A 16,532-nucleotide genomic window follows, 5' to 3' on the forward strand; every position below is an offset into this window, starting at 1 on the left:
AGAACTTTTAATGTCGTTTCAAGATTTTTAAGTATTTATTCACTAAAACTTCCCAAAAATGCTTAATTTTGCAGTAATTCCTACTATTCAGAGTGTTGCAATATAGAACCATTCTAAATAGATTTAATTTAAATAAACTTCTTGCATATGTCAAAAAACGTCGCAGAAAGTACTTTTAGAGAAATTACTCTTGAAAACGGTTTTTTTGTTTTAAAATTTCAAAATAACTCAGACAAAACTGAGCTTTACAAAAGAGATATAGACAACTCTTATATACAGTTACATTATTGTGTAAAAGGTAATTGCAAGTTTCATTTTAACAATAACAACTACACCTTTAATGTACTTGATAAGCATTCTATATTCTTATACAACCCACAACAAAAATTACCTATAAATTTAGAAATATTACCAAAAACTTCTTTAGTTTCAGTTTTAATATCTATTGAAAAATTTCATTCATTTTTTTCAAAAGAAGCTGGGTACATTCCTTTTTTAAGCGATGATAATAAGAATAAAAAATACTATGATAACACACAAATTAATAATAATGTACTACTAGTTTTACAGCAAATTTTCGCTGCAAAAAATCACAGTTCAATGAGAGATCTTTATATAAAAGGAAAAACTTATGAACTACTAAGTTTACATTTTGATAGTGGCAAAAATACCGACGATGAATATTGTCCTTTTTTGGTTGATGATCGTGAAGTACTGAAAATTAGAAAAGCTAAAGACATTATAATTTCTCGAATGAGTGAGCCGCCTAGTTTACAAGAACTATCAAATGAGGTTGGTTTAAATTTAAAAAAACTAAAAGAAGGTTTTAAACAAATATATGGAGATACCGTTTATAGTTTTTTATTCGATTATAAAATGGAGCATGCCCGTAAACTTTTAGAGAGCAACCAATACAATGTTAATGAAGTTGGTTTACAAGTTGGTTACAGTACATCTAGCCATTTTATAGCTGCTTTTAAAAAGAAGTTTGGTACCACACCCAAACAATATGTAATGAACCTAAATCAACTAAACTAATTTTTTAATATTGAATACTTCTAAGCAGTTTAATTTAAATACACCTCTTGGACATCAGATTACTATTACTGAGTTTCCTACTATTAATAGTAACAACATTGTTATTATTTTATCTGCTACTGGAGTATTACAAACATATTACTATAAGTTTTCTAAATTTTTACAAACAAACAACCATACAGTTTACACCTTTGATTATAGTGGTATTGGTCAATCAAAAACCAAACCTCTTACTCAATTTAACACAACCGTTTCTAATTGGGCGACTAACGATATCGAAACCGTTTTTCAACATATTAAAAAACAACATCCTACAAAAAACATTAAATGCATAGGCCATAGTTTAGGAGGTCAATTATTAGGCTTAGTTCCTTCTAATAAAATTTTGGATACCGTTATATTAGTCGCATCACAAACAAATCATTATTCTTTTTGGAATAATTTTAATAAAGCAAGAGTCTTTTTTAACTGGTTTGTGATTTTTCCTTTTTTTACTACTTTTTTCAAGTATTTCCCCAGTAAATCTTTCATTAAAATGGAGAATTTACCAAGAAATGTAGCTCGTGAGTTTAGTAAATGGTCTCAACAGAAAAATTATTATTTTGATTTAAAAGTAAGTAATGAACTTTTTCATCACCAAATTTCATCTAAATTAATTGGCTACAGTTGTACAAATGATAAGTTTGCACCAAAGCGAGCTGTAGATTGGATGATGTTAAAATACAAAAACGCAAAACTTACACGTAAACACTTAATTCCAAGTGATTATGATGTACAAAAAATAGGTCATTTTGGTTTTTTTAGATCACATTTTAAAAACTCTATTTGGCAAGAATTCTTAACAGATTTAAAAACATAAATGAAACAACTAACTCATTACGACATAACTAATACGGAAAAGAATTTTCCAATTACCATTGTATGTGACGCTATACGTACTCCTGAAAATATTGGTATGTGTTTTAGAATCGCTGAAAGTTTTGGTGTTTCTAAAATTTATTTACATGAAAGTTCTCCTACTTCAGAAAACAGAATTGTAAAAAAAACTGCCAGAAATACAATTGAACAAATTGATTATGAATCATACACTAATTTTTCTTCTTTAATTAGTGATTTAAAAAACCAAGGGAATACTATTATTGGTATTGAAATTACCGATGAAAGTATAAATATTAGCGATTATGATTTTAAATCTCATCAAAAAATTGTGTTACTTTTGGGTAGTGAAAGACATGGCATTAAAGATATTGACATTGCCGATGCTACAGTAGCCATACCGATGTATGGAAGAAATTCTTCTATGAATGTAATACATAGCTTGTCTATTACTTTATATGAAGTAACGAATCAATTAACAAAAACTACAAACTCATAAACTCAAATAATGAAAGGAGTATTATTAGTAAATTTAGGATCACCAGAAAGTACAGACCCAAAGGATGTAAAAAAATATTTAGGTGAATTTTTAATGGATGAACGTGTTATTGATGTTCCGTATTGGTTTCGTTCATTCTTAGTAAAAGGAATTATATTAAATACTAGACCAAAAAAATCAGCTGCAGCATATCAAAAAATATGGTGGAAAGAAGGATCTCCTTTAATTGTTTTATCTGAAAGATTACAAGAAAAGGTTCAAGAAAAAACAACACTTCCTGTTGGTTTAGCAATGCGATATGGTAGCATGTCTATAAAAAAAGGCTTGCAAGAATTATATGATAAAGGTGTTAGAGATGTACAGCTAATTCCTCTATACCCACAATTTGCAATGGCAACTACCGAAACTATTGTTGTATTAGCCGAAGAATTACGTGCTGAATTTTTTCCTGACATGAAAATCACTGATGTTCCTGCTTTTTATCAAAAACCAGAATACATTAAAGCACTTTCTAATAGCATCAAAGAATATTTAGCTGATAAAGATTATGATCATTTATTATTTTCTTACCATGGTGTACCTGAACGTCATATTAGAAAATCTGACATAACAAAATCTCATTGTAAAATTGATGGTAGCTGTTGTAATAAACCCTCTCCTGCTCATGAATTTTGTTACAGACATCAATGTTTCCAAACTACAAAAAATGTAATTTCAGAACTAGGATTAGATGAAAATACGGTTTCTACATCTTTTCAATCTCGCTTAGGTGTTGATCCTTGGTTACAACCATATACTGACAGAACTATAGTTAAGAAAGCTGAAAAAGATGGTATCAAAAAATTAGCTATTGTTACTCCTGCATTTGTTTCTGATTGCTTAGAGACTCTAGAAGAAATAGCTATGGAGGGTAAACATGAGTTTTTAGAAGCCGGAGGAGAAGAATTTTATACAGTTCCCTGTATTAATGATAACGATGAATGGGTAGATGTACTTAGTGGCTGGATTAATGATTTTAATAATAATTAATTATGGACTTCTATTACGTAAAAGCATTACATATTATCTTTGTAGTAACTTGGTTTTCAGGACTTTTTTATATTGTTCGTTTATTCATTTACCACACTGAGGCAGAAAAAAAAGAAGAACCTGCAAAAGAAATACTTCAAACCCAATACCAATTAATGGAAAAACGTTTATGGTACATCATAACATGGCCTTCGGCTATATTGGCCAGTTTTTTTGCTTTTTGGATGCTATACAAAAACCCTAGTTACCTTGAAATGCCTTGGATGCATGTAAAACTTTCGTTTGTATTGGCTTTATATGCTTACCACTGGGGCTGCCAAAGAATATACAAACAATTACAAAAAAATGTAATTAAGCACTCTTCTTTAAAACTTAGAATTTGGAATGAAGTAGCAACTATTATTCTATTTGCTGTTGTTTTTTTAGTTGTATTACAAAATGCTATCAACTGGATTTGGGGAGTTATTGGTATTGTTTTAGTATCAGTTTTATTAATGTTAGCTGTTCGTTTATATAAAAAAATTAGAGCTAAAAAAAGCTGGGATAAACACGAGGAAAAACTTATTAAAGAAGATACAGACTTGAATAATGAATCTTAAAAACTAACTTATAACATATAAATTTGTAACTATTTCCCCTTTACAATTATCTAAGGTAATAGATAGCATCTCTTTTTTTTCTTTTATTTTAAAGTTGAAAGGGAATGCTAGTAAATCAACCCCGCTTTTCTTTTTTAAACGAATACCTTGACCTGAAATAATATCTTTATTAGGTTCAAAATCTCCTTTCGGTAAGTGTTCTGTTAAAATAACATATTTATACTTAGTTAATTGTTTAACTACTTTCTGTATTTCACTATTTGATATATGCTGTAATACTTGTCTAACTATAGCACAATCTGCATCTGGTAATTCTTCTACAGCAATATCTTTACAGTGAAACTCTAAATTCTCCTGTTTGAATTTTTCTTTATTGTATTTTATAAGATTACCTACTATATCTATAGCAATATACTTTTTAGAGTATTGCACCAATTCTTTACCAACATTAAAATCTCCACACCCTAAATCACATACTATTAAAGGCTTTTCAAAAGATGCTAAAAAAAACGCAACCGTTTTTATATAAGGTTGTACTATTTCATCTTTATGAGAACCTTCTCCGGAATAAAAATCAAAATCATTACTACCCCATAAATTCATTTCATACACCTGTTCCATTGCTTCTTTTGTAGGCCATGGCATTTTTATTTTTTTACCTTTCTGCATAAAATCAACTTTGAAAACATTAAATTATCACTTTTCTTAATGGTTACTAAAATACTATTTTTACATCTTGCAAAAAGCAATTATATTTCTTAGGTTAGCTATTGTAAAAAATTGTTAGAATACTCAATTGCTATATCAAAATTTTTTAGACTATTTATTTATCAAAAATAAGGGTCTATAGAATATCTAGGCAACCTAAGTACTTCTTTATATATTTACCTAAAGTTCCTTTTATCCGGAACTACACCCCAATAAACGAGAACTTTGTTCTCTATATAACGAGTTGGGTATAATGCAAAATAGCATGTTGGAAAGAGAAAGTTTAAATGATTACTCAGCGAAAGTATTTGATTATTTGAAAAAAAATCATCCCGAATTATTAGAGTTTTCAAAAATTTATAAATCGGATTTTGGAAAAAATTATTTATCCATAGAGATTGAAACACCAAATAAAGAATCCGCTTCGAATTTAATATTAGATACCGAAGACGATCAAATTACTATTGGATTTCATTGTTTTCATTCACATTTTGACAATTTTAATGAATTGGATTTTGAAAACGAAATAAAATCTGCTACAAACATATTTAACAAAATACTTAACGAAGAACTCTTAATTGTAAGCGGAGAGTTAATGACGGTAACGGAGGTAGACAATTTGGAGAAAGGAGAATTAGTTGGGAAAACTAATCGAGAAAAAATAAATTATTATGTAGTATCATGGAGTGGAAAATATGACAAGGAATTTGAAAATTTAAATTTTATAAATTATTCCATGAAAAGAATGAAGTCGGAAAAATCTATTGGAATATTAACGAGAATAAAAAAAATGTTCAGTTAGATCACTATACCCAACACCGTATAAAATTAATGTGGGTTTTTATGGTTTTCCCAAAGTTTTGGTTTATTTATAAAGTCCGCTTAAACTTATTTATCTATTTTTAGGTCGACAAAGATAAAAACACAAAATAAGTATAAGCTCAGTGGCTCGGCTGACAATTCACGAATTGTCTACTTCCCACACTAATCTTATACAAAAACGTTGGCAGTAAATAGAAGAAAAACTCATATGAGCATAAGAACTACAATATCAATAGTATTACTTGCAATGACTTTCTTAAGTTGCTCTAATAATAAAAACGAGAAGAATAATCTGAACGAAATCAAGCTACTGCAAGCCGAAAAAGATAGTTTAACAGCTATAATAACACAAAACAAGACTATTATGAAAAATCAAATGATAAGGTCATTAACTTTTCAAGATGGAAATGCAGAAAATGCAATGAATTTTTATTTGAACATATTTGATAATTCTAAAATTATTAATGTAAATCGTTGGGGAAAAGATGCACCAACTGATGAGGAGAAAATCATGCAAGCTACTTTCGAATTAGACGGAAATTTATTTATGTGTAGTGATAGTCCACCTATTCACGATTGGAATTTCACACCAGCTGTTGCGAATTACATAGAATGCGAAAGCGAAAGTGAACTTGAAATGTTATTCACAAAACTGTCCGAAAATGGAAAGGTTATGATGCCTTTAAACAACTATGGATTTAGTCAAAAATTTGGATTTATTGAAGACCAATTCGGAGTTTCTTGGCAATTGAATTTGAAATAGAAAAATGACTACTGCCAACAAAATGTATAATTAATTACTTTCGGATTTATTCCTTTGGATAAATCTCGTAGACAATTAATTTCATTTATTTTAATTATTTTACGCTAAAATTGCGTTATAACTCTTATACTAGAACATTAGCTTTCATTAAGAAAAAATGATTTGATTTAGTTTTAAAAGTGTTTAAAGATGAAATCTCTATTGAATATGAAAAAATTATATATTCAAATTCTGCTTTTATTGAACCTGTAATTGATGGAAATAATCTAACTACTGAAAGTACAGACCGTAAAGGAATAGTTGTATGGAATGAAGTAAAAAAAACTATTAGCAAATCAGGTCAATTTTTAATTTTAACTTGTGTTTGTGGAATTGCTGACGACGGAGGATTTGATTTAGTAGACGTAAAAAGAAAAGAAAAATCAGTATTGTGGAAATTCAAGGATGAATCTAATTGGATATGGGAGTTTGATAAATTTCCTGAGTAAAGAAAAAATTTGTATTAAACTGCTTAATGGAAAATTTAGTTTCTTTTAATCCCATACTAACCATAACCGATACGTTGTATTCAATTAAAAAAATATAAAACCCAGGCAACCATTTACGAAAAATTTGCGTCTTTATATTTAGAGGCTATCTCTAAATATAAAACTAATCAAAAAACTATACATGAATTCAAATAAAAAAACAGGTAGAATTACTGGTGTATTATTATTATTCGTTTTTATTTCTGGCATCATAATTTTTCAATTCTTACAAGGACCAATACTTTTTTCAGATAATTTTCTTACTTCCACTTCAGAAAACTCAAATAAAATTATAGGTTCTGTTGTTCTTGGAATATTTAGCGGAATAGTATCTATAGTCGTCGCAATAGTACTATTACCAATTTTTAAAAAACATAATATGCTTTTAGCTTATTTATACTTTGCTTTTTGTATTTTAAACTTTATTGCCATTATGATTGATAATGTAAGTGTCATATCAATGTTGGAATTGAGTAAAGAATATGTCGGTAACGAAAGTAATAATTCCTTAAACATTTTGGAGACTCTCATTTATAAGAAACATTTTTGGACACACTATTTTTATCTATTAATTTCTTGCTTTCCAGTTTTTGTATTGTACTATATGTTTTTTTTATCAAAACTTCTCCCAAGGATAATTTCTATTTTTGGTATAATTGCTGTAATTCTTATGTTCATTGAGGAGTTATCATCAATTTTCGGACATAGTATAAGCATGAATATGCTTTTACCAATTGGAATAATTCAACTAATTCTTCCATTTTGGTTAATTTTCAAAGGAATGAATTCATCAACGCTAAAAAATAAAATCATATAACTTTATAAAATAAAAACTGAATACAGCATAGTAGAAAGCTCATTGCGTATGAAATTCCCTTCGGAATTTCTTCGCTCCCAAACAATGAGTTTTTCTTTATTTACTATCTTAGTCTAAACGTAACCAATACCATACACAAATTCGTTAGCTGCAAGCACAAAAAACAAATTATTTGAAAGGGAAAAAGACATATTTAAGAGGGAAATCTGTTTTTACAGTTTCTTTATTTGTAATTGGAATTACAACTCTGACCGTTTACTTGACTGGAGAAAATTATAATCGAACAATTACTTCGAATCTATACCTATCATTATCTATAATAGGAACTTCATTTTTCCTCTTTATGACATACGGGCTTTACAAAGGGATTGAATTAAGAAATGACTTTCCTAAATTTAAGAAGTTTAAAACTGGAGATATATTCTCATCCACTGGTGAATTTCCAGACTGGGATGATATACCAAGTATTGATACTGATGATTTTATTAGTGGATTAATTATATCTGTCTTACTTTGGATTGGAATGACTATAATATTTTTCTTTCTTTTAATCATACTAGAAGCTGTATTTTGGATTTCTATTTTTATAATATTAGCAATGTTATATTGGATATTCTTTAGAGCTTTAAAATTTGTGTTTTCAAAATTTAAGGAAACAAAAGGAAAACTCGGAATTTCGGCATTGTATTCATTGAATTACACATTATTATATTTAGGTTGGATATTTGGAATAGTATATCTGACAGAAATATTGAGATAAAAAAACCAGTGGCTAACAATGGTAATATTCAATACACGTTTTGATGTTTAACCCTAAGTTTATTGTATTTTTATAATGTCCACCAAATCTTTTTAGATTACCCGTTAGAGAAATATGAAATAAATTTGACTTTAGAGCAGAAAAAACAAAATGAAAATTTTTGGCTAAGTGCTTAATCGGTAATTCAGGAATTTTAATTCCTATACTAACCATAGCTGTAGCATTTTGTGCAAGTATAGATAATAAAAAAATAAAAATTGACACTCAGGAACCTTATAAATAAAGCTGGATTAAATCCACAAAAACTCTTCCTAATTGACGGACTTGGAGCAATATTATCAGCTTTTTTACTGGGAGTTGTACTTACTAGATTTGAGCAAGTCTTTGGAATTCCTTCTAAAACACTATACTTCCTAGCTATAATACCAATCTTTTTTGCGATATACGATTTATATAGTTATCAGAAAAAACATCAAAAGGTTGGGCTATTATTAAAAGGAATAGCAATACTGAATTTAATATATTGTTTAATATCAGTAGCTCTAATAGGTCTTCATTTAAATACGATTACGATTTTCGGTTGTATATATTTCTTAATCGAAATAGTAATAGTATTAATCCTTATGTCAATTGAATTTAAAGTTGCAAAAAAAATGAAAACCCTAACTCTTTAAAGATTGCGCAAAAGGTATACGGTTAACAATACTTCTCCCTAGGGTAATTTCATCTGCAAACTCTAATTCATCACCCACTGAAATACCTCTTGCAATTGTTGATGTTTTAATAGCATACTTTTCAATTTGTTTATAAATATAAAAGTTTGTAGTATCTCCTTCCATCGTAGAACTTAATGCAAAAATAAGCTCTTTAATCTCTCCTTCTTTTACTTTTTCAACTAACGATTCTATCTGTAAATTTTGAGGTCCTACTCCTTCAATAGGTGATATTTTACCTCCTAATACATGATACAAACCTCTATACTGAGCTGTATTTTCAATAGCCATAACATCTCTTATATCTTCAACAACACAAACAATTTCAGCATTTCTATTAGAACTTGCACAAATATCACACAAAACTGTATCTGAAATATTATGACATTTTCTACATGATTTTACATCATTTCTTAATGAGGCTAATGCTTCAGTTAAGTATTTAGTATTCTCAGTAGGTTGCTTTAATAAATGCAATACTAATCGTAAGGCAGTTCTTTTACCAATACCTGGTAATCTGCTTACTTCATTTACCGCATTTTCTAATAATTTTGAAGAAAAATCCATGTGGCAAATTTACAATTTTTCAACGATGCTTCACCATCTTATTTCACATTAAAAACCTATCTTCGTGCTTTAAAACTAAACAAATAATTCACAATGAATTCAGAGATAAGAAACTTAGAACCTAAAACTGTTTGGAATCATTTTTCTGATCTAAACGCTGTACCACGTCCTTCTAAAAAAGAAGAAAGAGTAATTCAATTTATGGTTGATTTTGGGAAGAAATTAAACCTTGAAACCATGGTTGATAATGTAGGTAATGTAATTATTCGTAAACCTGCTTCTGCTGGAATGGAAAATAGAAAAACAATCGTTATGCAAAGCCATTTAGATATGGTTCATCAAAAAAATGCAGATACTGTTTTCGATTTCGATACTGAAGGTATAAAAATGATTGTTGAAGGTGACTGGGTAAAAGCTGACGGAACTACATTAGGTGCTGATAATGGATTAGGTGTTGCATCAATTATGGCTGTTTTATCTTCTTCAGATATTGCTCACCCTGCAATTGAAGCTTTATTTACCATTGATGAAGAAACTGGAATGACAGGTGCAATGGGACTTGAAGGTGGTATTTTAAAAGGTGAAATATTATTAAACTTAGATACCGAGGAAGACGATGAAATTGGTATGGGATGTGCTGGTGGTGTAGACATCACTGCTACAAGAAACTATACTGAAGAAGCTACTCCTGAAAACACAACATCTTTTGAAATTTCTGTTACTGGTTTAAATGGTGGTCATTCAGGAATGGATATTCATAAAGGTTTAGGAAATGCTAATAAAATAATGAATAGATTATTATTTGATGGCTTTACAAACTTTGGCTTACGTGTATCTGAAATTAACGGTGGTAGTTTACGCAATGCTATTCCTCGTGAAAGTTTTGCTACTGTTGTAATTGACAGTGTTTCAAAAGAACCGTTTTTATATGAATTAAACGAACTTATTAATAATATTAAAGCTGAATTTTCTAGTTTAGAGAAAAACCTTTCTATTGAATTAAAAGAAGTGACTTCTCCTAAAAACGTTATGGATTTAGGAGTACAAGAAGGACTTATTAAATCAGTATATGCTTCTTTAAATGGTGTATACAGAATGAGTCCAGATATAGAAAACTTAGTAGAAACATCAAATAATGTAGCTCGTATTATTGTAAAAGATGGGGCTATTAAAATTGGATCTTTAACACGTTCTTCCTCAGAAACTAATAAATGGGATTTAGCAAACTCTTTACGTGCTACTTTTGAACTTGCAGGTTTTGATGTTGAACTTTCTGGTTCTTACCCTGGATGGTTGCCAAATGTTAATTCTGAAATATTAAAAATAGTTACTGATTTATACATAAAACTACATAATGAGAAACCTCATGTGGCTGCTTGTCACGCTGGTTTAGAATGTGGTATTTTAGGTCAGAACTATCCTGAAATGGACATGGTTTCTTTTGGTCCTAATATAAGAGGTGCACACTCTCCAGATGAGCGCGCTCAAATTTCATCTACTCAAAAATATTGGGCTTTTTTACTAGAAATATTAAAAAATATTCCTGCCAGAAATTAAATGTAAGAACATTTTTTATAAAGCCACAACTTTTATAGTTGTGGTTTTTTTGTTTACATTTATAAAATGAATTTTTTAGCTCATTTATACCTTTCAAATAATAAAAAAAACATCATGATTGGCAACTTTATAGCCGATCATATTCGAGGAAATAAATTTTCTCACTACACTGAAGAAATACAAAAAGGCATATTTTTACATCGTGAGATAGATACTTTTACTGATACTCATAAAATTGTTAGACAAAGTAAACGCAGACTTCATGAACGTTACGGACATTATGATGGTGTTATTATAGATATTTTTTACGATCACTTTTTAGCTATTAACTGGAACAAATATTCACAAATACCTCTAAATATTTATGTGAAATCTGTCTATAATTTACTAGAAGAAAACATAGAAATTCTGCCTGAAAAAACACAAGAATTACTTCCTTATATGATTAAATATAATTGGTTATATAACTATCAATTCGCTAAGGGTATTCAAGAGGTTTTAAATGGAATGAATAAACGAACAAAAGGAAAATCTCAAATGAATTTAGCTTCAGAAGACTTGTTAATTAACTATCATTTATTTGAGGATGACTTCACCTTATTTTTTGAAGACTTACGAATTTTTTGCACAGAAAAATTAAAGACTATCTAAATGAAAAATTTATATATTTTAATTCTATTTATATTTATTACCAACTGTAAAACTACTATTAAAAAGGAAAATAAAATTGGCTTAATAACAAATAAAGCAATGGTAGTTTCTGCTAGGAAAGAAGCTTCTAAAATTGGTGTAGATATTTTAAAAAAAGGAGGTAATGCTTTCGATGCAATGGTTGCCACTGAGCTAGCCTTAGCTGTTTCTTATCCGTATGCAGGAAACATTGGAGGCGGTGGTTTTATGGTTTACAGGAAAAACACCGGTGAAATTGGCGCTCTAGATTATAGAGAAAAAGCCCCATTAGCTTCTGAAAGAGACATGTATTTAGATTCTTTAGGTGTAATTATTGAAAACAAAAGTACTTTAGGTGCTACTGCTGTAGGTGTACCAGGAACCGTTGCTGGTGTTTTTGAAGTTCATCGAAAATTTGGCTCTTTATCAATTAAAGAAATTATTCAACCCGTAATTGAATTAGCTAAAAATGGAGTTATTGTTACCGAAAAACAAGAAAAAAGACTTCAAAAGCATCGTTCTAACTTTTTTAAAGCTAATAAAGATAGTATTCATTTAACAAGAGAATGGAAAAAAGGAGATACTATAAAATATAACGCTTTGGCAGAAACTTTAACTAGAATTCAAAAAAATGGTAGAGATGAATTTTATAAAGGAGAAACTGCAAAAAAACTTGCTGCTTTTTTGCAAGAAAATGGTGGTTATATTACAGAAGAAGATTTAGCTAAATATGAAGCTAAATGGCGAACTCCAATTACTTTTCAGTATGATGATTTACGAATTATTTCAATGTCTCCACCTTCAAGTGGTGGAATTTGTTTAGCGCAAATCATGAATAGTATTGAACCTTATGATTTACATAACTTTGGACATAACTCAACTAAATCAATTCAATTAATTACAGAAGCTGAACGAAGAGCTTATGCCGACAGAAGTTATTTTTTAGGTGATCCTGATTTTGTTTCTATTCCACAAAAAGAGTTAATAAGTAAAAAATATGCAACTAAACGAATGAGTAACTTTTCATTTGAAAAACCTACTTCTTCCAAAGATATTTCACATGGTAACATTGAAATAATTGAAAGTAATGAAACCACTCATTACTCTATTGTTGATCAGTTTGGGAACGCTGTTTCTGTTACTACTACAATTAATGCTGGCTATGGATCTAAATTATATTGTTCAGAGCTAGGTTTTTTCTTGAACAATGAAATGGATGATTTTAGCAGCAAACCAGGTGTACCTAATATGTTTGGTTTGTTAGGAGCTGAAGCCAATAAAATTGTTCCTGAAAAGCGCATGTTAAGCTCTATGACACCTACTATCGTAGAAAAAAACGGAAATCTATTTATGGTCGTTGGAACTCCAGGAGGATCTACCATTATCACCTCAGTTTTACAAACTATTTTAAATGTTCATGAATATAAAATGGGAATGCAAGAAGCAGTAAATCAACCAAGATTTCATCATCAATGGTTTCCTGATGATATTAAAATGGAACCTAATGGATTTTCTACTGATGTTAAAAATAAATTACAACAAATTGGCTACAATTTAAATGAGAAAAACTCTCTTGTTATTGGAAAAGTAGATGCTATTTTAGTACTACCTAATGGTAAATTAGAAGGAGGTGCTGATCAAAGAGGAGATGATAAAGCTGAAGGGTTTTAAAAAATGTATGATGAGAAAACAAAAGATTATTATACTTATTAATTTAATATTTGTTTTTGCTGCCTGCGGTGATTCAGAGAATTCATCTACTCCGCAACCTACCATAAAAGAGAACTGGTATACTACTACTAAAGTTACCAAAAACACATATAGTATTGCTGAACCCAAAAGTTCTCAGAGAAATGTAAGTTATTTAATAGTTGGAGATGAAAAAGCGATTATGTTTGACACTGGATCCGGAGAAAATTCAGGTCAAGATGGTACAAAAATGATTTACAAACTTAAAGAATTAACTTCCCTTCCTATTACTTTGCTACTTTCTCATTTTCATTTTGATCATAATCAAAATATAGGTGAGTTTAAAAAGGTAGCTTTTCCTGATGTACCCTTTTTAAAACAAAAGGTTGTAAATAGTACATATTCTTTTACTGGTGAAGATTTATTCATTGGTAATTACCCTAAAAACGTTACAGTTAATGAATGGTTACCAATTAAAACTGATATTGATTTAGGAAACAAAAAAATTCAAATTATAAATATTCCAGGACATACTTCTGAATCAGTAGCTATTATTGATACCACAGATAAAGTTGCTTTTCTAGGTGATTACTTATACAATGGGGAACTATTTTTATTTAATGTTGATGATATAAAGAAATATAAAGAAAGTGTTGATTATTTACTTTCGATTTTAGATATCAATTACAGATTATTTGGTGCCCACGGTACTCCTGAAGTAAGTTTTAATAAACTAAAAGACCTTCAAGAATTTTTAAAATGTATTCAAGAAAGTATATGTACTAGGGTAAAAGAAAAGTATTCAGGATATAATACGCTCCTATATAAAAACAATGACTTATCTATTAGAATTTTTATATAACTAAAAATTAATTAGTTACTATCTTTCTAACATTCTACACTTATTAAAAAACTTCAATTCTAAAACAAGGATAGGAAGTACATAAAAAGGTGTAGCCTGTTTTATATTTAACTTTTAAGAGCCCCCTCAAAAGAATCAAAAACATTTTACAGTCCCCCGTACATTCCTATCCAAATTCAATAATACTTTTTTAACTTGTTTTAATAATTGTTTATGAAACTAGAAACATTAAAAAAACGGTTAATACTTATAAAATTGTTTTTCTTGATTTAAAAAGGCACTTTTTATCTTCACTATAATCTAATTTTATAGTCATTAACTTTTCATAATTATCTACAAAATAATTTTTAGTTGGAACTGAAGCGTCTTTAAAACTAATAAAAGAACCATCAGTTTCGTTTATTTTATAATCACGACATTCTTCCATCCAATCTAAGGCTCTGTTTGAATAGAATCGTGTTGGGATTACTTTGTCTAAAGTATAGGAGTCCATTTTACATTTACAATCGGTTTTACTTTGTGTAGGCATGTCCCACCATGTTTGATACTGAATCGTAAAAGCTCTATCTTGATATGGAAAAGCACACTTTAAAGCAGATCGACTTTTTGCTATACTAGTTTTATAAAAGTTTCCCTGAATAGCACCCAAAGTAATATATGATGAAATATTTGTTTTCTCTATTCCCTGTAATAATGTTGACTGCAAAGAGCAAACTAACTGTTCTCTACTCTTTTTATTCCAGTCAGTAGTAGGCATTCTTGAAGTTATTTTATGTGGAGCAGGGCAATCGGTTTCTAAACTCAAACCATTTTCTTTTGCACTAACAGAATATCTATCCCATGATTCAAAAGTATAAGGATATCCATTAGTAACTCCTTTAATAAAAGTTGAAATATGTGCTTCATTAGTTAATTCATCAAATTTAACCTTTAACCCATCAATAACAGACATAGTCATTTCTAATTTTTCTTCTTTAGTAAAATCAGGGTCCTTTTCTATTAATTCAACTAAATACCCTCCCCATTCAATCATCATAATTTTCAGCTCTTTACGAGTACCTCCAAAATGTCCATTTAGCGTCCAATCCAAAACTGCATCTTTAGATACCTCATTTTTATATGAAACCTGTTTTGCAACAACTTTTAAGTTCGTTCCTATAAGTTGGTTATTTTTTCCTGGTGAAGTAATACTTTCCCATGCTTCAATAACTGCTGTTGCTTTTATTTTTTTGAATACAGCTAACATATCATAAGAAATATGAAAACTAGAAGCTATTTCAGGTAGTTCAAAAGGCTCAAAGAAAAACTCTGTTATAATTCCATAGCTTAATCCGCCTCCTCCACGAATTGCCCACAACAATCTACTACACATTCCTTCTGTATTAAAGTCGTTAACTTTTTCTTTATTATAAAAAGCGCTCGTTCCTAAATATTTCACAGTACCATTACCCAGAACAATGGTTGCTCCCATTAATCGTTCACATCCCATTCCATATTTACGAGTCCAAGGCCCCCAACCACCTCCCATCGTATACCCTGCGATGGCTACACTTTGACATGTTCCGTGTGGAATTCCTAAATGTTCTCTATCTAAAACTTCCTTTATATTTTTAAATTTTGCTCCAGGCTGAATACTTATTTGCCTCACCTCAACTTTATCTTGAGGGTAATTTTTTAAAGACACATCTGTTTTATTCATTAAAGCAAAATCAATTAATACTTTTCCTGTAGCTACACATTCACCTTCATGATCATGCCCTCCAGATTTTACTGTAATTTGTATATTATTATCCGTAGCATACTTTGTAGCAATAGCTACATGCTCTGTATTATAAGGTTGAATAATTAAGGAAGGCATAAAATCAAACCTTCGATTAAAAACTTTTCTTAATTGATTATAAGAGTCCTCTTCTGAAGGGCTCCAAAAATTAGGTTTTAAAGGACAATCATCAAAAGCTTTTTTAAATTTTTCTATGACTTCTTGATTCTTATCTATTGCATATATATCGTTTTCCATAAAGTTGGGGGATAATTTGA

Annotated in this window: 18 protein-coding genes; 15 read left to right on the top strand and 3 right to left on the bottom strand. The window is 29.5% G+C overall.

Features of this window, described 5'->3' with window-relative positions:
* The first annotated feature begins 147 nt into the window (after positions 1 to 147).
* Genes DS884_RS15905 through DS884_RS15925 form a run of 5 tightly spaced genes read left to right on the top strand, consistent with a single transcriptional unit; the run spans position 148 to position 4,041 of the window.
* Positions 148 to 1,038 carry a helix-turn-helix domain-containing protein gene (locus DS884_RS15905; protein WP_113787449.1) on the top strand — a complete coding sequence of 297 codons (891 nt, stop codon included), beginning with the start codon at positions 148 to 150 and terminating at the stop codon, positions 1,036 to 1,038.
* Between the two features lie 10 nt (positions 1,039 to 1,048).
* Positions 1,049 to 1,897, top strand: coding sequence for an alpha/beta fold hydrolase (locus DS884_RS15910; protein ID WP_158530861.1), 849 nt, complete (start codon positions 1,049 to 1,051; stop codon positions 1,895 to 1,897).
* Complete coding sequence (locus DS884_RS15915; protein ID WP_093871747.1) at positions 1,898 to 2,413, top strand: TrmH family RNA methyltransferase; 516 nt, start codon at positions 1,898 to 1,900, stop codon at positions 2,411 to 2,413.
* Positions 2,414 to 2,419: 6 nt separating this feature from the next.
* Positions 2,420 to 3,442, top strand: a complete 1,023-nt coding sequence (gene hemH, locus DS884_RS15920) for a ferrochelatase (protein WP_113787451.1) — start codon at positions 2,420 to 2,422, stop codon at positions 3,440 to 3,442.
* A 2-nt stretch (positions 3,443 to 3,444) separates the two neighbouring features.
* On the top strand, positions 3,445 to 4,041 hold the full coding sequence (locus DS884_RS15925) for a CopD family protein (RefSeq protein ID WP_113787452.1): 597 nt from the start codon (positions 3,445 to 3,447) through the stop codon (positions 4,039 to 4,041).
* 3 nt (positions 4,042 to 4,044) lie between these two features.
* Here DS884_RS15925 and DS884_RS15930 read toward each other — a convergent pair whose 3' ends face one another.
* Complete coding sequence (locus DS884_RS15930) at positions 4,045 to 4,710, bottom strand: class I SAM-dependent methyltransferase (RefSeq protein WP_113787453.1); 666 nt, start codon at positions 4,708 to 4,710, stop codon at positions 4,045 to 4,047.
* Positions 4,711 to 5,014: 304 nt separating this feature from the next.
* Between DS884_RS15930 and DS884_RS15935 the strand changes: the two genes are divergently transcribed.
* The 6 genes from DS884_RS15935 (at position 5,015) to DS884_RS15965 (ending at position 9,112) form a co-directional block, all read left to right on the top strand.
* A complete protein-coding gene (locus tag DS884_RS15935; RefSeq protein ID WP_147239417.1) occupies positions 5,015 to 5,551 on the top strand; it encodes a hypothetical protein in 537 nt (178 codons plus the stop codon).
* Between the two features lie 228 nt (positions 5,552 to 5,779).
* Positions 5,780 to 6,334 (top strand): VOC family protein, encoded by a 555-nt coding sequence (locus DS884_RS15940; RefSeq protein WP_233487172.1) that lies wholly within the window; start codon positions 5,780 to 5,782, stop codon positions 6,332 to 6,334.
* Positions 6,335 to 6,513: 179 nt separating this feature from the next.
* Positions 6,514 to 6,822 carry a hypothetical protein gene (locus tag DS884_RS15945; protein ID WP_113787455.1) on the top strand — a complete coding sequence of 103 codons (309 nt, stop codon included), beginning with the start codon at positions 6,514 to 6,516 and terminating at the stop codon, positions 6,820 to 6,822.
* 181 nt (positions 6,823 to 7,003) lie between these two features.
* Positions 7,004 to 7,678 carry a DUF4386 domain-containing protein gene (locus DS884_RS15950; RefSeq protein WP_113787456.1) on the top strand — a complete coding sequence of 225 codons (675 nt, stop codon included), beginning with the start codon at positions 7,004 to 7,006 and terminating at the stop codon, positions 7,676 to 7,678.
* 343 nt (positions 7,679 to 8,021) lie between these two features.
* Positions 8,022 to 8,438: a hypothetical protein gene (locus tag DS884_RS15955; RefSeq protein WP_233487173.1), complete on the top strand. Its 417-nt coding sequence runs from the start codon at positions 8,022 to 8,024 to the stop codon at positions 8,436 to 8,438.
* 257 nt (positions 8,439 to 8,695) lie between these two features.
* Positions 8,696 to 9,112 (top strand): hypothetical protein, encoded by a 417-nt coding sequence (locus tag DS884_RS15965; RefSeq protein WP_199488225.1) that lies wholly within the window; start codon positions 8,696 to 8,698, stop codon positions 9,110 to 9,112.
* Here the strand turns inward: DS884_RS15965 and recR are convergent.
* Positions 9,101 to 9,718: a recombination mediator RecR gene (gene recR, locus DS884_RS15970; RefSeq protein ID WP_093871798.1), complete on the bottom strand. Its 618-nt coding sequence runs from the start codon at positions 9,716 to 9,718 to the stop codon at positions 9,101 to 9,103. The two genes, DS884_RS15965 and recR, sit on opposite strands and share 12 nt — an antisense overlap.
* A 93-nt stretch (positions 9,719 to 9,811) precedes the next feature.
* Here recR and DS884_RS15975 point away from each other — a divergent pair, with 93 nt between their 5' ends.
* The 4 genes from DS884_RS15975 (at position 9,812) to DS884_RS15990 (ending at position 14,495) form a co-directional block, all read left to right on the top strand.
* Complete coding sequence (locus DS884_RS15975; RefSeq protein ID WP_113787459.1) at positions 9,812 to 11,275, top strand: aminoacyl-histidine dipeptidase; 1,464 nt, start codon at positions 9,812 to 9,814, stop codon at positions 11,273 to 11,275.
* Between the two features lie 66 nt (positions 11,276 to 11,341).
* Entirely contained in the window at positions 11,342 to 11,926 is a 585-nt protein-coding gene (locus DS884_RS15980) for an ACP phosphodiesterase (RefSeq protein ID WP_113787460.1), read from the top strand.
* Positions 11,927 to 13,615: a gamma-glutamyltransferase gene (ggt, locus tag DS884_RS15985; RefSeq protein ID WP_113787461.1), complete on the top strand. Its 1,689-nt coding sequence runs from the start codon at positions 11,927 to 11,929 to the stop codon at positions 13,613 to 13,615.
* A 7-nt stretch (positions 13,616 to 13,622) separates the two neighbouring features.
* Positions 13,623 to 14,495, top strand: a complete 873-nt coding sequence (locus tag DS884_RS15990) for an MBL fold metallo-hydrolase (RefSeq protein WP_158530862.1) — start codon at positions 13,623 to 13,625, stop codon at positions 14,493 to 14,495.
* Between the two features lie 247 nt (positions 14,496 to 14,742).
* Here the strand turns inward: DS884_RS15990 and DS884_RS15995 are convergent, their stop codons facing one another.
* Entirely contained in the window at positions 14,743 to 16,512 is a 1,770-nt protein-coding gene (locus DS884_RS15995) for an FAD-binding oxidoreductase (protein ID WP_113787463.1), read from the bottom strand.
* Between the last annotated feature and the right edge of the window lie 20 nt (positions 16,513 to 16,532).

Origin of the sequence: Tenacibaculum sp. E3R01, assembly GCF_003318185.1 — a bacterium.
Taxonomy (GTDB): Bacteria; Bacteroidota; Bacteroidia; order Flavobacteriales; family Flavobacteriaceae; genus Polaribacter; species Polaribacter halocynthiae.

Bases quoted from the DNA above. Each gene is read 5' to 3' on its own strand.
- DS884_RS15955 (WP_233487173.1), top strand. From the start codon at position 8,022: ATGACATACGGGCTTTACAAAGGGATTGAATTAAGAAATGACTTTCCT.
- DS884_RS15995 (WP_113787463.1), bottom strand. From the start codon at position 16,512: ATGGAAAACGATATATATGCAATAGATAAGAATCAAGAAGTCATAGAA.
- DS884_RS15975 (WP_113787459.1), top strand. From the start codon at position 9,812: ATGAATTCAGAGATAAGAAACTTAGAACCTAAAACTGTTTGGAATCAT.
- DS884_RS15925 (WP_113787452.1), top strand. From the start codon at position 3,445: ATGGACTTCTATTACGTAAAAGCATTACATATTATCTTTGTAGTAACT.
- recR (WP_093871798.1), bottom strand. From the start codon at position 9,718: ATGGATTTTTCTTCAAAATTATTAGAAAATGCGGTAAATGAAGTAAGC.
- DS884_RS15930 (WP_113787453.1), bottom strand. From the start codon at position 4,710: ATGCAGAAAGGTAAAAAAATAAAAATGCCATGGCCTACAAAAGAAGCA.
- DS884_RS15990 (WP_158530862.1), top strand. From the start codon at position 13,623: ATGATGAGAAAACAAAAGATTATTATACTTATTAATTTAATATTTGTT.
- DS884_RS15980 (WP_113787460.1), top strand. From the start codon at position 11,342: ATGAATTTTTTAGCTCATTTATACCTTTCAAATAATAAAAAAAACATC.
- DS884_RS15905 (WP_113787449.1), top strand. From the start codon at position 148: ATGTCAAAAAACGTCGCAGAAAGTACTTTTAGAGAAATTACTCTTGAA.
- DS884_RS15935 (WP_147239417.1), top strand. From the start codon at position 5,015: ATGTTGGAAAGAGAAAGTTTAAATGATTACTCAGCGAAAGTATTTGAT.
- DS884_RS15940 (WP_233487172.1), top strand. From the start codon at position 5,780: ATGAGCATAAGAACTACAATATCAATAGTATTACTTGCAATGACTTTC.
- ggt (WP_113787461.1), top strand. From the start codon at position 11,927: ATGAAAAATTTATATATTTTAATTCTATTTATATTTATTACCAACTGT.
- DS884_RS15950 (WP_113787456.1), top strand. From the start codon at position 7,004: ATGAATTCAAATAAAAAAACAGGTAGAATTACTGGTGTATTATTATTA.
- DS884_RS15915 (WP_093871747.1), top strand. From the start codon at position 1,898: ATGAAACAACTAACTCATTACGACATAACTAATACGGAAAAGAATTTT.